Genomic DNA, 14,789 nt, shown 5'->3' on the forward strand with positions numbered 1-14,789 from the left:
GATCCGAGAAGCTCTTGAGCACAAAATAAAAAGAAGAGGACGCCGGCCGGGGGGGAAGCCGGCGCCCTCTTCATGAGCGCGCGCTCCGAGGAGCGCCCGCCCGCGGTCAGTCCTCGAACCGGACGTTGTCCAGGTAGTACGGCCCCTTGTTGCTGGTCACGTTGAAGTTGAACTGCAGCTTCACGTCGGTGGCCCCCGCGATCAGCGCGTTCTTGGTGGCCGTCGGCAGCGAGGCGAACTGGATCCTCTGGAACGACCCCTGCGCGATCGACGCGAGCGCGACATTGCCCGCCCACTCGTTGCTGATGCCGGCCGACGGGATCGAGATCAGCACCTCGAGGTTCCCCCAGCTCGGGCTCGGCTGCTCGGGCGACACGAAGAGGTCGACCGTGACCTTGTCGCCGATCGTGAGCCCCGCGGCGCTGAAGGTCGGGCTGACGACCTCGTTGAACGAGGCCGGCGTCTTCACCTGGAGCGAGGCGATGCCCTCCACGACCCGGCCCGTGTGGACCGAGAGCTCGGCCTGCGGCGAGGTCCACGCCCCCGGCTTCTCGAACCCGAGGACCGGATGGTCGAGGAGGAACTCCTCCATCACCTTCTCGCGGAACGGCAGGAACACGTCGCTGAGCATCTTCGAGATGCGGAAGCGCTGCCGGGTCGTCGTCTCGTCGACCGGCTCGGTCTGCTCGGAGGTGTGGGTGAACCCCAGCGTCCGGAGAGGATTGCTGGGCAGCCCGACGTCGAGGGGGCTCTCGGGATCGTTGAGATCGGGCACGGGCTGGCCGTTCTCGTCCAGCGTCGTCTTGAAGAACTGGTTGTCGACGTCCACGGGCTCATGGCACCCGGCGCAGGCGAGCGACTGCGCGCGCCCCACGAGCTGCTCCGGGGTCAAGCCGCTCCCCATCGCGGTGAGCTTCGCCTGGATGCCGTTCCTGAAGGCCGTCGGCGCGGTGGTGAACTTGTTCAGGTAGTTGTTGTGGAGCGGGATCATCAGGCTCTCGCCCGCCTCGTGCTCGCTGGGCACGGCCGCCCCGTAGGCGAAGCGGTTGATGTCGTCCGCGGCCGCGAGCCGCTCCACCACGCCCGGGAAGAACGTGCCCTGGAAGCTGGTGACGCGCGGATCGCCCGACGCGCTCGTGAACAGCTTCCCGGCCGGGTTGTCCGACACGAACGAAGGCACGACGAGCAGCCAGCCGCCGGTCGGACCGGCGTGCGCTGTCTCGAACTGCCGGAGCGTCCAGGAGGTCAGCGGGAGGCCACCAGGCCTCACGAACTCGTTGGTGCGTATCTGGCCCCCCTCGGGGCCATAGTGATCGATGTGAACGACGGGCTCGAACCCGCTCAGGCCATCGAAGTAGAAGTCGCGCAGCTCCGCCGCCCTCGTCGCCGGGCTCTTCGCGGGGCTGGACTGGTCGAGCCAGAACTGGACGACCGGGAGGCACCCGAGCCGCCCCTGGCTCGGGTTCGGGTTGGGGAGCTGGGCCTCGAAGATGATGAAGTTGCGGTTCAGGCCGTTGGTGATGCCCGACCTCTTCGCGAAGACGATGCGGTACTCGCCGCAATGGGCGCCGTCCGGCGGCGCGAGGTCGAAGCGGTTCGCCAGGGTCGTGGCCATGTACGCGCTGTCGCTGCCCGGGTCGGCGAACGGATCGCTGTCGATGTCGTCGGCGGTCCGGGGGCAGAAGACGGGCCAGCCGTTGATCGAGCCGGTCTGGGTCTTCTCCTCGGGCGCGAGCGGGGGCAAGCCGACCGGAGGATCGTCGACGGGCTCCAGATCCCCGGCGTTCGGCGGCTCATCATCGCAGTTCGGGCCGATGTTGTTCGGGTCGCTCGACCCCGGCCGCTGGGTGTTCATGAGCTGCCGGAACAGCGTGAGCGGCGTCGTGGTGGCGCTCGCGCCCGCCTGATCGATGAGCTGCTGGAGCACCTCCTCCAGCGTGAAGGCGCCCACGACGTCGGTCTCCGTCACGAGGAGCGACTTCCGCGGATCGATGTCGAACGGCAGCGCGAGCGCCTGGGCGGCCTCGGTGGTGTCGCCCTCCGGGACATCGGACGGCGCGCCGTTTGAGGGCCCCATGTCCGAGCACGCGACGGGCAAGAGCGCGAGCGCGATCAGCGCGGCGTGCCGCGACCTCCGCCGCGCGCCGGCGGGGGCATTACCATGATGAGTGCGCACTGAACTGCTCGAGCTCGACGACCTGGAGAACATGATACCTCCTGAGATGACCACACGATAGGAGCGCGTCCGCACTGCGCGGCGCGCGCGACGAAGGAGCGGTATCCATGGCGGCGAGCGCGCCGCGCCCCTGCTCCAGGAGCGAGGGGACGCGCGCCCGATCCTGGCGCACATCGCCGCTGGTCACGCTGCCACGGCAGCGTGACCTCACCGATTCATGACATGGACGATCGTGTGAACGCCTGTCCGCGCGCCATTCTCTCTGGCGACGCCCCGGGCGCGTTCACGTGCAGCGATGTTAGTCTGGTTTGTGATCAAATCAAGCGCTCTGGACTATTCTGTTCATGGTTCGCTCCGCGGCTCGCCGGCCAGCACGTTTTGCGCGCAGGGCGCGGCGCCGCGCCGCCCGGGTTCGTCCCCGGCTCCATGAGAGAGGGAACCACAGAGATACAGCGGAGAGGGAGAACCTGCTGTGTGTCCTCTGGGTCTCGATCGGGTTTCACTTCTTTCCCATCACGGAGCGAGGGACGAGCCCGGGCGGCGCGGCGTCAGCCGGGAATCACGATAGGATCGCAGTTGGTGAACGAGAGCAGCGTGGAGAACGACAGCGTCGACGTGGGGCTGCGGCGCTCCGCGTGGAACACGTCGAGCGGGTACTCCTGCCCGATCTCGAGCTCCAGCTTCCTGGCCACGTCGTCGAGCATGAGGGTGATCCCGGCGGGCTCGTGGACCCCTCCGAGGTCGATCACCAGGCGATCGTTGATGAACACCCACAGATCGTCGTCGCCCGCGAAGACGAGGAAATCTCCCGCCTGGTGCTCGAACGTCGCGTGGAGCTCGTACGTGAAGCCGTAGTTGTGGCGCACGTCGTCGCGCGACCCCGCGTCCCAGCCCTCGCCGTCGATGGGGAAGAACGTCTCGTCGCGGAAGATGACGAACCCGCGCTCCGTCACCTGGACGGGGGCGACGTACGGGACCGGGATGTTGACCCCCGGCACGTCCCGGAACCACTCATCGAACCGCTCCGGCCCCGTGATGCGATCCGGCGTCCCGTTGCCCCGATAGACAGGCTTCCTGTCCGGGCCGAGCCGCGCCTCGACAAGGCCGCGCCGGTCCGACTCCCCGGGATCCTGGAAGGCCTCGAAGTCGGGGTGGCCGCCGCGCTCGGCGCTCCTGAAGTCGCGGATCCTCCCCTCGAACCGCCGCTCGCAGCGCCCCCCGCCGCCGGAGCTCACCTCGGCGCCGCCGGAGCTCGACGCGACGCTGCCGGCGCCGGAGCTCAGCTCGGCGCCGCCGGAGGTCGACGCGACGCTGCCGGCGCCGGAGCTGGCCTCGGCGCCGCCGCCGACCGAGATGCCGTCGTCCCGGTCGTCCCCGTCGTCCCCGAGCGACATGCGGCCGATCGTGGCGACGTCGGTCGAGCACCCGGCGAGCGGGAGCGTCGACGCCGCCGCGAGCAGGACCCAGAGCGCGCGCGGACCCCCTCGTCCGTGCGGCGTGGTGCGCTGGGGCGTCGACGATCGGCTCACGCCCCATGAATGCGGCTGGGACCGCCATCCTTCACGGGATCGCGGGCGGGCTCATCCTTTTTCAGGGGGCGGCGTTGACCGCCCGGTTCACCCGATCGGCGTAGGAGGTCGACGGGTACCGCGCGAGGAACGACCCCGCGCGCGCCCGCGCCTCGTCGACGCGCCCGAGGCGCATCAGCGCGCGGATGGCGACGTACTCCCGCTCCTCCACGAGCCGCCCCGCCGGGAACTCGCGCTGGTGCTCGCTCACCGCCGCGAGGGCGGCGCCCGGGTCCTGCGCCGCCGCCGCCCTGGCCCTGTCGATGAGGTTCGACTCCCGGAGCAGCTCGTCGCTGTCGGTCGCCGCGGCCTCCGCCGGCGCGGCCGGCCGGGTGTTCTTCGGCAGCTCCCGGCGCGGGACGGACGCGGCCGGGCGCGGCGCCTCCGGCGGCGGCGCGGCCTCCGGCGCCGGGGCCGCCTCCGCGGGCGCCGCCGCGGACAGGCCGCGGCCCGGGCGCGAGAGCAGCTCCTCCAGCGGCAGGTCCGCGAGCTGCGCCGGGGTCGCCGGGGCGCCGGCGCGCTGGTCGCCGTCGAGGGCGAGGTAGAGCCCGGCGCCGCCGATCCCGAGGCCCACAGCGACGAAGATCCCTTTGACCCACATCGGCAGCGTCGCCCCGGCGCCCGCGCTGGCCGTCCCGAGCGGCGCCACGCGGGCCGCCGTGCGCGAGAGCTCGGCGGACGTCATCGGCCGAGGGCGCGACGCGGCCAGGAGAAGCTCGCGCGCCCCCTCGGGGGCGCTCCCACCGTCCTGGATCCATCGCTTCGGATCGTTCATGTCCTCCCCCTGCGCGCCCGCTCGGCTTCGACCTTCTTTAACAGATTGGCGAACTCTTTGCGCGCTGCGTGGAGCCGCGAGTAGACCGTTCCGACGGGGACGCCGATCAGGCTCGCGATCTCGTTGCAGGGCATCTCTTCGATCTCGAACATGACAAACACGGCTCGCCGGTCGAGATCCATGGCCTCGAGGATCGCCTCGAGCTGCAATCTCGCCTGTTGTTGGGAGGTGATCTCTTCGGGGCCTCTCGCCGAGTCCGGCACGTCGTCGACCACCTCGCCGAGCCGCTCGCGCCGGGTGTGGGCGCGGCGGCGGTGCGAGGCGGCGACCCGCCGGCAGATGGCAAACAGCCATGTCGTGACGGGGCACGCCCAGTCGAACGAGGGGAGCCGCCGCTGGACGACGATGAAGACGTCCTGGAATGCGTCTTCCAGGTCGGGCTGCTGGATGCCGAACCTTTGCAGGGTGGCCCAGACGAAGCCGCTGTGCTCGGCGTGCAGGGCGACGAGGTTCTGCGGCGGCTGCCTGGCGCTGCCGAGGACCTCCGCGGTCATGCATTGCTCCACGGCATGGTGAATGCCGGCAGGCGGGGGATCCTTCATCAAAAGGTGACGCCGACCCCGACGAACGCCGCCCCGCCGACAGCCGGCTGCTCGAAGGGCGGAGGCTGCTCTCCCTCGAGCCGGAAGCTGTACCGCGTCATGGGGGCGAAGAGGTCGACGCCCGTCTCGATCCGCAGCGGCCCGACAACGCGGATCCCGAGGCGCGCGCCCGCCCCGGCGCTGACCCACGCGCGCGCGCCGGGGTCGGTCGGGACGTACCGCTCGTCCTCGTCGATGACGGCGTAGACGGCGCCCGCGAGCACGCGGCCGCAGAGCCCGAGGGCGACCGCGTCGCTCTGGACCGCCTCGACGCACGCGCCGAGCCAGCCCGCGCTGAGGCCGAAGGCGAACGTCGCGTCGGTCGCGTGCTGCTCCGGGAGCCACAGCGCCCCGGTCTCCACCGTCCATCGCGGCAGGACGGACCACGCGCCCGTCAGGGCGACGCCGGCGCCGGGCGAGGGGACGAGGCCCACGGACGCGAGCCCGCGCCAGGTGATCGAGACCCCGACGGGCGGCGGGGGCGGGGGCGGCGGCGGGGGGGTCGCCCGGGTCTCCGCCGGCCAGGGGAACGGCGGCTCCGGCGCCTTCTCGGTCGCCGGAGGCGGCGCCGGCGGGGGTGGGGGGCTCGGCGGCGGCTCGGCGGGCGGCGGCGGTGGCGGCGGCGGGGGAGCCGGGGAGGTGAGCTTGGCGTCGGGATCGACGGCGAGGACGATGATCTGCGTCACAGCGGCGGTGATCCCGTCGCAGCTCATCCCGTGATCGGCGATCGTGCGGACGGTCGGGGGGGCGCCGTCGCACCCCTCGGTCCGGACCTGGGCCGACCACGCCCCGGGCTGCCCGCGCACCACGGCCTCGATCGAGGTGACCTTGCCCGTCGTGACGAGCTCCCGCCCGAGCCGGCGCGAGACCTCGGCGCGGACCTGGGACGCCGAGGGGCACTGGGCCTCTGCGCCCTCGAGGCGCGCCCACGACACGTCCGCGGCCGCGAGGTCGCACTCCTCCGCGCGCGCCCCGGCCGGCGCCATCGCCGCGCTCGCGAGGACGACCGCCCCCAGCGCGCGCGCACCCCCCGCGCTCCTCATCGCGTGCTCCTCGCCGGCTGCTCGAGGGTCCTTCGGGCGACGGAGCGACTTCGTGCGGAGCGGCGCGTCATGACGGAGATGTTAGCTCACGTGCCAGTCGGAGCGCGGTCGTGTACACCCGGGGGGGCGACAAGTCACACCAATTTACGCTGCCATTGCTGGCTGCCTTCCTCGCGTGTACACGAGAAGCACGGGGTGGAGAAGGCTCGACGGGGGGGCTCGTCCTCCCGCCTCGGCGCGCTCCTCGCGCGGAGGTCGCGTCCGGGCAGGTGCGTCACCGTGGGCGCTGGCGACGCTGACGTCCGGACCGCGCCGCACCCGCTCGCCGATGGGCTGTTGGAATTTTACAATTGCGGTTCTCGGCGGCGGCCTTCGCGACGAAGGCCGGGAACCGCGCCGGCTCCGGGGGCAGCATGATGACGACGTCGTGCGCGGCGCGGCGATCCACTGGCAATGGCAGGTGCGCCATAACGGCCTTTGCCTCGTCCGCGAGGAGCGCGTGAAGGCCGGCGATGTGCTCGAGGTCAAGTCCGGCCTCGTCCACTCCATGGGAGACGCCGGCGAGCGCGAGCCGCTCGTCACGCTCCATTTCTACGCCGGGCCCATCGATCACACGATCGTGTACGACATCAACCATCAGCGGACGTCGATGGTGGACGGGAGCTACGGTGCGTGGCTCCCCTGGGACGCTCCTCCGCTCCTCCGCTGCATGCTGCCGGGGATCCGGTCCGCGGGGGCGTTCTCTGAAGCTGCCCGCCACGATCGCGCCTCCAGCAGCGAGGCCAAGGCGAGCTCCCACGCGGCGAGCTGAGGCGCGGCGGCGCGGCTCGCCGGCCGGGGAGCGTGAGACCCCCCAAGAGGTGGCCACGGCGGCTCTCCTCGTGGGGTGGGCGGGAGAACCGTGACATCGCGGCCGCTCTCCCTGTGTCCCCCATCCCGTCGCCCGGCGCTCCTGCTCCCTGGCGGACCGCGCACACCCCCTCCTCGCGGCGCCCGGTTCGGGTAGCATCGGCCCTTCCCGAGGCGCGCGCCCCCCATGCACTCCCGCCCGACGACAATCGGCGTCCTCACGCCCTTCCTGGACGGCTTCTATTTCAACGCCGTCCTCCGGGGCGTCCACCAGGCGGCGCAGCAGCGCGGGCACCGTGTCGTTGTGATTCGCGCCACCCCCGAGGACGTCCAGGCCCCGTCGCTCGCCGGGGATCAGGTGGATGGGTGGATCGTCGTGCTCGCCACCGAGGGAATCGAGCGGCTCGCGCGGGCGCGGGTCCCGCTCGTCACCGTCAGCACCTGCGCGCCCGAGGCGGGCTGCCCGACAGCGATGCCGGACAACGCCGCGGGCATCCGGAGCGCGGTGCGCCACCTGATCGACCATGGGCACCGGCGCATCGCGTTCGTCGGCTCCATGGAGCAGGACGACATCCGCGTCCGCCTCGAGGGGTACAAGGCGACGCTCGCCGAGCGCGGGATCCCCTTCGATCCAGGCCTCGTGTTCGAGACCGAGAACAACTGGTTCTCCGGGGGACAGGGCGTCGCCGAGGCGATCCTCGCGCGGCGGGGAGAGCTCACGGCGGCGGTCGTCGCCACGGACAAGAACGCGCTCGGGTTGATATCGGCCCTCCAGGCGGCGGGACACCGCGTCCCAGAGGACCTGGCGATCACCGGCTTCGACGACATCGTCGAGGCGCAATGGGCCGCCCCGCCGCTGACGACGGTGCGCCAGCGGTTCGACGCCCTGGGAAGGCTCGCGTACGAGCTCGTGCTGGCGCAGCTCGCCGGCGAGGTCGTCCCGCCCGGCCCCGTGCTCGCGCCGACCACGTTCGCCCGGCGGCGGACGTGCGGGTGCAGCACGCTCCAGGGCTTCCTCCGCGCGGAAGACGCGGCGGTCGACGGCGACGCCGGCGACCTGCTGGCCCGGCAGGTGATCGAGCTGCTCACCCCCCATTCGCTCCCGCCCGGCACGCCGCCGGCGTCCGTGTGGCCCGGCGTCGCCCGCGTTGTCGAGGGGCTCACCGCGGCGATCGAGGGCGCGACGCCCCCTCCCGAGGCCGAGATCGACGCCGCCTGCCAGCAGGCCGTGCGCCTCACGCCCGACATCGAGAGCCTGATGGGGATGGTCCGCTGGCTCGGCCGAGCCTCCAGGCGGCGCCGCGCGCGGCCGGCCGACGACGGCGCGGCCGAGGAGCGCGTGGAGGAGTTCCTGGAGCGACTGCGCCTCTCGCTCATGATGGCCCGGCTCGACGCAGAGCGGGAGTTCGTCGCGGAGCTCGAGCAGCTCGTCCGGTCCGATCACGAGGTGAGCCTCGCGCTGCTCGGCGGCACCCACGAAGCGTCGCGCTCGCTCTCGTGGCTCGACTCGACCTCCGTGGTCTGGAGCTGCCTCGGGCTCTGGGAAGATCCGGAGTCGCGCGCGCGCCTCGTCATCGCCGGCGCCTACAGCCGCGATGGCAGCCCGACTCCCCCCATCGGCAGCGTCGTTCCGCAGGAGGCCTTCCCGCCCGCCGAGCTGCTGCCGCCCTCGACGGTCGGCGGTCCGTTCGTGGTGACGCTGCTGCCGATCCGGACGCTCCAGCGCGACTGGGGTGTCCTGGTGACCGTCGGCCCGGGCTCGCTGGAGACCGCCGGCGACGAGGGCACTGTCGCGATCTGGGGGGCGCTGCTCAGCGCGGCCCTCGAGCGCGACGCGCTCATGCAGTCGCTCTCGGAGCAGCACGCGAGCCTGCAGGACGCCTATCAGCGCGAGCGGGCGCTCTCGGCGGCCGTGCGCGCGCTGGGCTGTCCGCTCATCCCGCTGCTGGAGGGCGTGCTGCTCGTCCCGCTCATCGGCGAGCTCGACGGCGACCGCGCCCGTCAGGTGCTCGACACGGTGACCGAGGGGGTGAGCCGGAACCGGGCGCGCTGCGTGCTGCTCGACATCACGGGCGTCCTGCTCGTGGACGCCCAGGTGGCCCACGCGCTCCAGCAGACCCACCGCGCGGCGGCCCTGCTCGGAGCGCGCGTCGTCCTCATCGGCGTGCGCCCCGAGATCGCGGCGCGCCTCGTGGCGCTCGACATCGATCTCGAGGACCTCGTCACGCATCGATCGCTGTCGTCGGCGCTCGCGGAGCTCGCGCCCGCGGGCCTCCGCTCGCTCCGCGCGGGCCGGGGCAGCGCGGGCTCGCCGCCGCCCGATCCGCGCCCTCGACGGCGGCAGGGGAGGGCGTGACGGTGCGCGCGTCCCGGCGCGATCTCGTCGCCATGGGAGCTCGGTCGTGGCTCTGCGCGGCGCTGGCGGGCGCGTGCTGCGCCGGGGCGGCGGGCTGCGCGGAGAGCGCGCGCCCGGCGCAGGCGAGCGCGTCGACGGCGCCGGCCGCGCCGGGAGCGTCGGCCGCGCAAGGGGCGCTGGCGGAGCGGGGCGCGGCGGCGGCGAGCTCCGCGCCTGCAGGCGCGCCGGCGTCGCCGCCGGCGGAGCCCGGGCTGTCGGGCGAGGCGCCGCCGCGCGAGCGGTGGGTCGGCGTGCTGGAGCTGACGAAGGGCGCGCAGCCGATGATCGCCGGGAGGATCATGCCGCGCGAGGACGCCGAGCGCTGGCTCGGTCCCGACTGGCGCGCGCTGCGCGGGCAGCGCGTCCGCGTGCTGGCGGTGCTGCGGGACCACGTCTGCGAGCCGCACGCGCAGTGCCTGAGCGGAGGGCGCATCCCGCTGCTCGAGCAGGTCGCGTCGGTCGACCTGTGCAGCGGCGCCGGCCCCGCCGGCCCGGATCGCGTCGATTGCGCGCCGTCGCCCGCGCAGATCGCGCGCTGCAACGCCGACTGCGATAGCCTCGGCGCCGACTGCGATCAGCGCGCCGACGACCGCGGCGCGCTGCGCCGCTGCGGGTGCGCCAGGGTCGCGTGCGAGCAGGGGTGCGAGGAGACCGGCGAGCCTTCCTTCGCGTGCAGGTGACGCAGCTCGCGCCGGGCCGCGCGACGCTCGTGGAGGAGAGAGAAAATGAGCCACAGAGGCACAGAGGGCACAGAGGGGAGAGAAAAAAGATTCTGAGCTCTCTCCGAGCTCTTCTCCGAGCTCTCTCTTCCTCTGTGCCCTCTGTGCCTCTGTGGTTCATTCTCTCTTCTCTGAGCTCTCTCTTCCTCTGTGCCTCTGTGGTTCATTCCCTCTTCTCGGGCTCACACGACACGCCCGGCGCTCGAACCGCAAGGGCTACAAAAGCGGCGAGGGCCGCCCGGCGCATGCCAGGCGGCCCCCGCGGGCGAGCTGCTGTTGCGTTCGGTCAGGCGGTTTCGCGCGCGAAGACCGGCGACGGAGAGGGCACGGGCGAGGCCGGGGGCACCGACTCGACGGCGTGAGCGCCGCCCTCGCCGAGCGAGTAGGCCTCCTCGCCGTGGAGGGCGCCGTCGAGGCCCTCGTCTTCCGTCTCGTCGTTGACCCGGAAGCCCATCACCGCGTTGATGCCCTTCACGAGCACGAGGGTGACCACCGACGCGTAGGCGGCCGCGACGACCGCCGCGATGGCCTGCTCGGTGAGCAGCGCCGAGTTGCCCTTGATCAGGCCGTCCTGGCCGGCCGGGTTCCACACCTTGGAGGCGAACACGCCGGTGAGCAGCGCGCCGAGAAGGCCGCCCACGCCGTGGATGCCGAACGCGTCGAGGCTGTCGTCATAGCCCAGCTTGCCCTTCAGCATCACGGCGCCGTAGCACACCGCGCCCGCCGCGAGCCCGATCGCGACGGAGGCCATCGGCCCCACGAAGCCCGCGGCCGGCGTGATGGCGACAAGGCCCGCGACGAGCCCCGACGCCACGCCGAGGAGCGACGGCTTGCCGTAGCGCAAGCCCTCGATGAGCGCCCACGCGAGCGCGCCGATCGCGGCGGCGATGTGCGTGTTCACGAACGCCACCGACGCGAGCCCGTTCGCGGCGAGCGACGAGCCGCCGTTGAAGCCGAACCAGCCGAACCACAGCAGGCCGGCGCCGAGCAGCGTCATGGTGAGGTTGTGCGGGACGATCTTGCGCGCCGGGTACCCCTTGCGCTTGCCGATCACGATCGCGATAACGAGCGCGCTCGCGCCCGAGGCGAGGTGCACGACGGTGCCGCCCGCGAAGTCGAGCGCGCCGCGCGCGAGGAGCCACCCGCCAGGGTTCCAGACCCAGTGGCAGATGGGGCTGTAGACAGCGAGCGACCAGAGGAGCGTGAACACGACATAGGAAGAGAACTTGATGCGCTCCGCGTAGGCGCCGGAGATCAGCGCCGGCGTGATGATGGCGAACATCATCTGGAACGCCATGAACAGGAGGTGAGGCACCGTCATCCCGTCGCGCGGCTCGGTGCCGACGCCGTTCAGGAACGCGTAATCAAGACCGCCAATCAACCCGCCCTTGGATTCGGCGAACGCCATCGAGTATCCGATGGTCACCCACGCCAGGGTCACGAGACCCATGGCGAAGAAGCTGTGCATGAAAGTGCTGAGCGTGTTCTTTGTTCGGACCATGCCCCCGTAAAACAGGGCAAGCGCTGGCGTCATCAGCAGGACCATTGCCGACGAGACCAGGAGCCATGTGGTGTCCGAGGCGTTGATTTCGTTCACTGGTGGCCTCCTCGACCGCGAAGGTAAGAGAAGGCAGTTTTCGGGAATGTTTCGCCGGCATGTACTTCACGAACTCGTGAAACATGCCACCCGACGCGGCGAGTCAGCGCCCGTGGGCCCGCCAACCACCCGAGCGCGTCACGGATCGGCGCTTGCAACGGCGTCGATGGATTGCAGTGAAGCTACATGTCGATGCGGGCTCGGGGCATCGCCACGTCACCGCCACTCCGGGTAGAGGGCCTTCCCTGTCTCGAGGAGGCTCTTCATGCTGGACAGGATGGCGGGCCATCCGTTGCTGATGGCCGGGAGCACCTTGCTGCCCTCGTCGAACTGGTCGTGGGTGAGGGTGAGCTTCACGTGCGCGCCGAACTGGGCGAGCTCGAAGGTGACGCGCGACGGGCGCTCGCCGTGGACGTTGCCGAAGGTGTAGGAGAGGAGCTTCGGCGGGTCAGCCTCGAGGATCTCGCCTTGCCAGTCGAAGGAGCCATCTTCCTTGACGTGCTTCACGGCCGACCCGGGCTTCCACTCGGACTGGATGGTCCTGCCGCCCCAGTACTGTCTGGTGAACTCCCCGGTGGTCAGCGCCTCCCACACCTTCTCGAGCGTCGAGGCGATGTACGTCACGTAGACGAACTCTGGCTTACTCATCGTTGCTCTCTCCCTCCAGCGCGCGCTTGAGCGCGTCGAGCGCGCGCACGCGCTCGCGGTCGTACTTGCCTATCCAACGGTCGTAGATCTCGCCGATCGGCGCGGGGTTGAGGTAGTGGAGCTTCTCCCGCCCCTGCCACACGACGACGACGAGGTTCGCCTCCTCGAGCACGGCCAGGTGCTTGCTCACCGCCTGCCGCGTCATCTCCAGCCCTTCGCAGAGCTGCCCGAGCGTCTGCCCGCTCTCGGCGTGCAGCCGGTCGAGCAGCTTCCGCCGGCTCCGATCGGCGAGCGCCTTGAAGACCTTGTCCATCGAGCCGGCGCTCACCGGAGCATTATGCAACCAAACGGTTGCATGTCAAGCCACGCGAGGTCGCCCGACAGGTCGGCAAGCCCGTGGCGGGCCGGGCAGCTCGGCTCACCCCCCCGGAGGCCGCTTCAACCGCGCCCGCTGGCCTTGATGCTCTCCCGCACCCGCTCGAGCGCCCCCTGCACCTGGGGATCCCGATCCATCTCCGCCGGCGGCGCCGCGAGCCGCAGCGACCAGTTCTCCGGCCCCACGGTCCCCGGCGTGTTGACCCGCTCCCGCGTCGCGAGCACGTCCTGCACGAGGAGCAGCACGAGCTCGCTCTTCGACCCGTGGATCAGGTCCAGCAGCGCGCGGTGCGTCTCGTTCGTGAACTCCCGGCCGAACTCCTGCCGCCGCGGCGCGAGCTGCGGCAGATCGAGCACCCCCGCGCGCTCCCGCTCGTCCCGCGACTCCCACCACACAACCACCGAGTCCGTGTCGTGCGTCCCGAAGCACGCCACCGACAGCTCCGGGTACTCCGCCGGATCGCGGAACACCACGTCGTCCTTCTCCCAGATCAGCACCTTGTAGCCCGGCACGCCGAGCGCCGTCAGCGACGCCCGCACCCACGGCGGCACCGCGCCGAGATCCTCGGCGATGAGCTGCGCGCCCGTCTCCGCCGCGCCCTCGATCATCGCCCGCACCACGCGATCGCCGTGCTCGCGCTGCTCCGGCTCCTCCGCCGGATCGAACGTCGCCTTCGGCCGCTCGCCCCCCTGGCCCTTGTTCTCCGGGAAGATGTACGTCCGGTAGAAGCCCACGAGGTGATCGATCCGGAACCGATCGCAGAGCAGCCCCGTGTAGCGGCACCGCCGCCGGAGCCACGCGAAGTCGTTCTCCCGCATCTTTGCCCAGAAATACGGCGGGAGACCCCAGTTCTGCCCCTCCGTGTTGAACTGGTCCGGCGGCGCGCCGACCGACATGTCGTGCCGGAACTCGTCCTGGTGCGCCCACACGTCGGCGCTGTCGCGCGACACCATGAACGGGAGGTCGCCCATGATCTCCATCCCCTTGTCCCGGAGCGCCGCGCGCGCCGCCTCCCACTGCGCGTGCGCGAGCCACTGGACGTACTCGTAATAGAGCACGTCGCGCGCGCGCTCGCGCCGCAGCCCCTCCATCGCCTCGGGCCTGCGCTGGCGGATCTCCTCGGGCCAGTCCCACCACGCGATGCCCTGGAAGCCGTCCTTGAACGCGCGGAACTGCGCGTAGTCGGGCAGCCAGTCCGACTGCCGCTCCACGAACGCGGCCAGCTCGGCCGCGCGCGGCGTCTGCTTCGCGTGGTGCTCCCGCTCGAACCTGTCGAAGGCGAAGCGCAGCGCCCGACCCTTCACGCGGCGCACGAGATCGTAGTCGACGCGCTGGCTCCGCTTCGCGCGCTCGAGCGCCTCCACGTCCTCGCCGAGCGCCTCGCCGATCAGCTCCGGCGGGAGCTCCGGCACGGCAGAGAGCGAGATGTACATCGGATCGATCCCGAAGGCGGAGAGGGCCATGTACGGCGACGTCTCGCGGCCCGAGACCTCGCCGAGCGGCAGGAGCTGCACGAGGCGCAGCCCCACGCGCTGCATCCACGCGGCGAACTCGGGCAGATCGCCGATCTCGCCGATGCCCCACGAGCGCTCGCTGCGCAGCGAGAAGAGCGGCACCGTCACGCCGGAGATGCGGCGGCGCGCGCCGGAAGGAGAGGGTGAGCTCTGGGACGAGCTCTGGGACTGGTTTTCAGCAGAGGGGGAAGACATGTGCTTTCTTGGCTTGGCTCCAGGCGTTCGGGGGCGGAGTCTATCCCGGGTCGCGCGGCTTCGCGATGCTCCTTGCGCGCGATCCTCGCGGAAACGCGCGCGATCCCGCGGCGATCGCGCGGCGATCGCGCCCGCATCGCGGGGCGATCCCGCGCGCTGTCCGGAGCGCGACCGGCAGCGCGCAGGCGTCGCCCGACCGCCGGCCGGGCGTCACCCGAGCGGTCGGGCAGGCCTGGACGCGCGCCCGGCGCACGAAAAATCGCGCCGGTCGCGCTTGTTTCTCGACAGCGGCG

General features: G+C 71.7%; 12 protein-coding genes. 3 read left to right on the plus strand and 9 right to left on the minus strand.

The annotated features are described in order from the left end of the window. Positions 1-106: 106 nt before the first annotated feature. The 5 genes from WMF42_RS11145 to WMF42_RS11165 form a co-directional block, all read right to left on the minus strand. Positions 107-2,176 carry a hypothetical protein gene (locus WMF42_RS11145; RefSeq protein WP_437691885.1) on the minus strand — a complete coding sequence of 690 codons (2,070 nt, stop codon included), beginning with the start codon at positions 2,174-2,176 and terminating at the stop codon, positions 107-109. A gap of 548 nt (positions 2,177-2,724) precedes the next feature. After that, positions 2,725-3,705: a fibro-slime domain-containing protein gene (locus WMF42_RS11150; protein WP_437691886.1), complete on the minus strand. Its 981-nt coding sequence runs from the start codon at positions 3,703-3,705 to the stop codon at positions 2,725-2,727. A gap of 61 nt (positions 3,706-3,766) precedes the next feature. Further along, positions 3,767-4,519, minus strand: coding sequence for a hypothetical protein (locus WMF42_RS11155; RefSeq protein WP_437691887.1), 753 nt, complete (start codon positions 4,517-4,519; stop codon positions 3,767-3,769). After that, positions 4,516-5,073 (minus strand): RNA polymerase sigma factor, encoded by a 558-nt coding sequence (locus tag WMF42_RS11160; RefSeq protein WP_233562473.1) that lies wholly within the window; start codon positions 5,071-5,073, stop codon positions 4,516-4,518. Before WMF42_RS11160 ends, WMF42_RS11155 begins: the two co-directional genes overlap by 4 nt. 47 nt (positions 5,074-5,120) lie before the next feature. After that, a complete protein-coding gene (locus WMF42_RS11165) occupies positions 5,121-6,203 on the minus strand; it encodes a hypothetical protein (protein WP_437691888.1) in 1,083 nt (360 codons plus the stop codon). 427 nt (positions 6,204-6,630) lie between these two features. On the opposite strand from WMF42_RS11165, the gene WMF42_RS11170 reads away from it, so the two are divergent. From WMF42_RS11170 to WMF42_RS11180, 3 genes are all read left to right on the plus strand, one after another. Continuing rightward, complete coding sequence (locus WMF42_RS11170) at positions 6,631-7,014, plus strand: hypothetical protein (protein ID WP_434046825.1); 384 nt, start codon at positions 6,631-6,633, stop codon at positions 7,012-7,014. Positions 7,015-7,239: 225 nt separating this feature from the next. Further along, positions 7,240-9,408 carry a substrate-binding domain-containing protein gene (locus WMF42_RS11175; protein ID WP_437691889.1) on the plus strand — a complete coding sequence of 723 codons (2,169 nt, stop codon included), beginning with the start codon at positions 7,240-7,242 and terminating at the stop codon, positions 9,406-9,408. 32 nt (positions 9,409-9,440) lie between these two features. Then, on the plus strand, positions 9,441-10,127 hold the full coding sequence (locus tag WMF42_RS11180) for a hypothetical protein (protein WP_437691890.1): 687 nt from the start codon (positions 9,441-9,443) through the stop codon (positions 10,125-10,127). Between the two features lie 325 nt (positions 10,128-10,452). Here the strand turns inward: WMF42_RS11180 and WMF42_RS11185 are convergent, their stop codons facing one another. The 4 genes from WMF42_RS11185 to WMF42_RS11200 all read right to left on the minus strand — a co-directional run bounded on the left by WMF42_RS11185 (position 10,453) and on the right by WMF42_RS11200 (position 14,496). After that, positions 10,453-11,763 carry an ammonium transporter gene (locus WMF42_RS11185; protein WP_061608298.1) on the minus strand — a complete coding sequence of 437 codons (1,311 nt, stop codon included), beginning with the start codon at positions 11,761-11,763 and terminating at the stop codon, positions 10,453-10,455. A 216-nt stretch (positions 11,764-11,979) separates the two neighbouring features. Continuing rightward, complete coding sequence (locus WMF42_RS11190; RefSeq protein WP_437691891.1) at positions 11,980-12,411, minus strand: SRPBCC family protein; 432 nt, start codon at positions 12,409-12,411, stop codon at positions 11,980-11,982. Next, the gene (locus WMF42_RS11195; protein ID WP_061608300.1) at positions 12,404-12,724 is read right to left on the minus strand and encodes an ArsR/SmtB family transcription factor; all 321 of its coding nucleotides are present in this window, start codon (positions 12,722-12,724) and stop codon (positions 12,404-12,406) included. The genes WMF42_RS11190 and WMF42_RS11195 overlap by 8 nt, the downstream gene beginning before the upstream one ends. Positions 12,725-12,849: 125 nt before the next feature. Further along, positions 12,850-14,496: a 4-alpha-glucanotransferase gene (locus WMF42_RS11200; protein ID WP_437691892.1), complete on the minus strand. Its 1,647-nt coding sequence runs from the start codon at positions 14,494-14,496 to the stop codon at positions 12,850-12,852. Positions 14,497-14,789: the final 293 nt, after the last annotated feature.

The sequence above is a fragment of the Sorangium sp. So ce176 genome, from assembly GCF_051519835.1.
Lineage (GTDB): Bacteria > Myxococcota_A > Polyangia > Polyangiales > Polyangiaceae > Sorangium > Sorangium cellulosum_G.

Bases quoted from the DNA above. Each gene is read 5' to 3' on its own strand.
- WMF42_RS11155 (WP_437691887.1), bottom strand. From the start codon at position 4,519: ATGAACGATCCGAAGCGATGGATCCAGGACGGTGGGAGCGCCCCCGAG.
- WMF42_RS11160 (WP_233562473.1), bottom strand. From the start codon at position 5,073: ATGACCGCGGAGGTCCTCGGCAGCGCCAGGCAGCCGCCGCAGAACCTC.
- WMF42_RS11165 (WP_437691888.1), bottom strand. From the start codon at position 6,203: ATGAGGAGCGCGGGGGGTGCGCGCGCGCTGGGGGCGGTCGTCCTCGCG.
- WMF42_RS11175 (WP_437691889.1), top strand. From the start codon at position 7,240: ATGCACTCCCGCCCGACGACAATCGGCGTCCTCACGCCCTTCCTGGAC.
- WMF42_RS11180 (WP_437691890.1), top strand. From the start codon at position 9,441: ATGGGAGCTCGGTCGTGGCTCTGCGCGGCGCTGGCGGGCGCGTGCTGC.
- WMF42_RS11190 (WP_437691891.1), bottom strand. From the start codon at position 12,411: ATGAGTAAGCCAGAGTTCGTCTACGTGACGTACATCGCCTCGACGCTC.
- WMF42_RS11195 (WP_061608300.1), bottom strand. From the start codon at position 12,724: ATGGACAAGGTCTTCAAGGCGCTCGCCGATCGGAGCCGGCGGAAGCTG.
- WMF42_RS11200 (WP_437691892.1), bottom strand. From the start codon at position 14,496: ATGTCTTCCCCCTCTGCTGAAAACCAGTCCCAGAGCTCGTCCCAGAGC.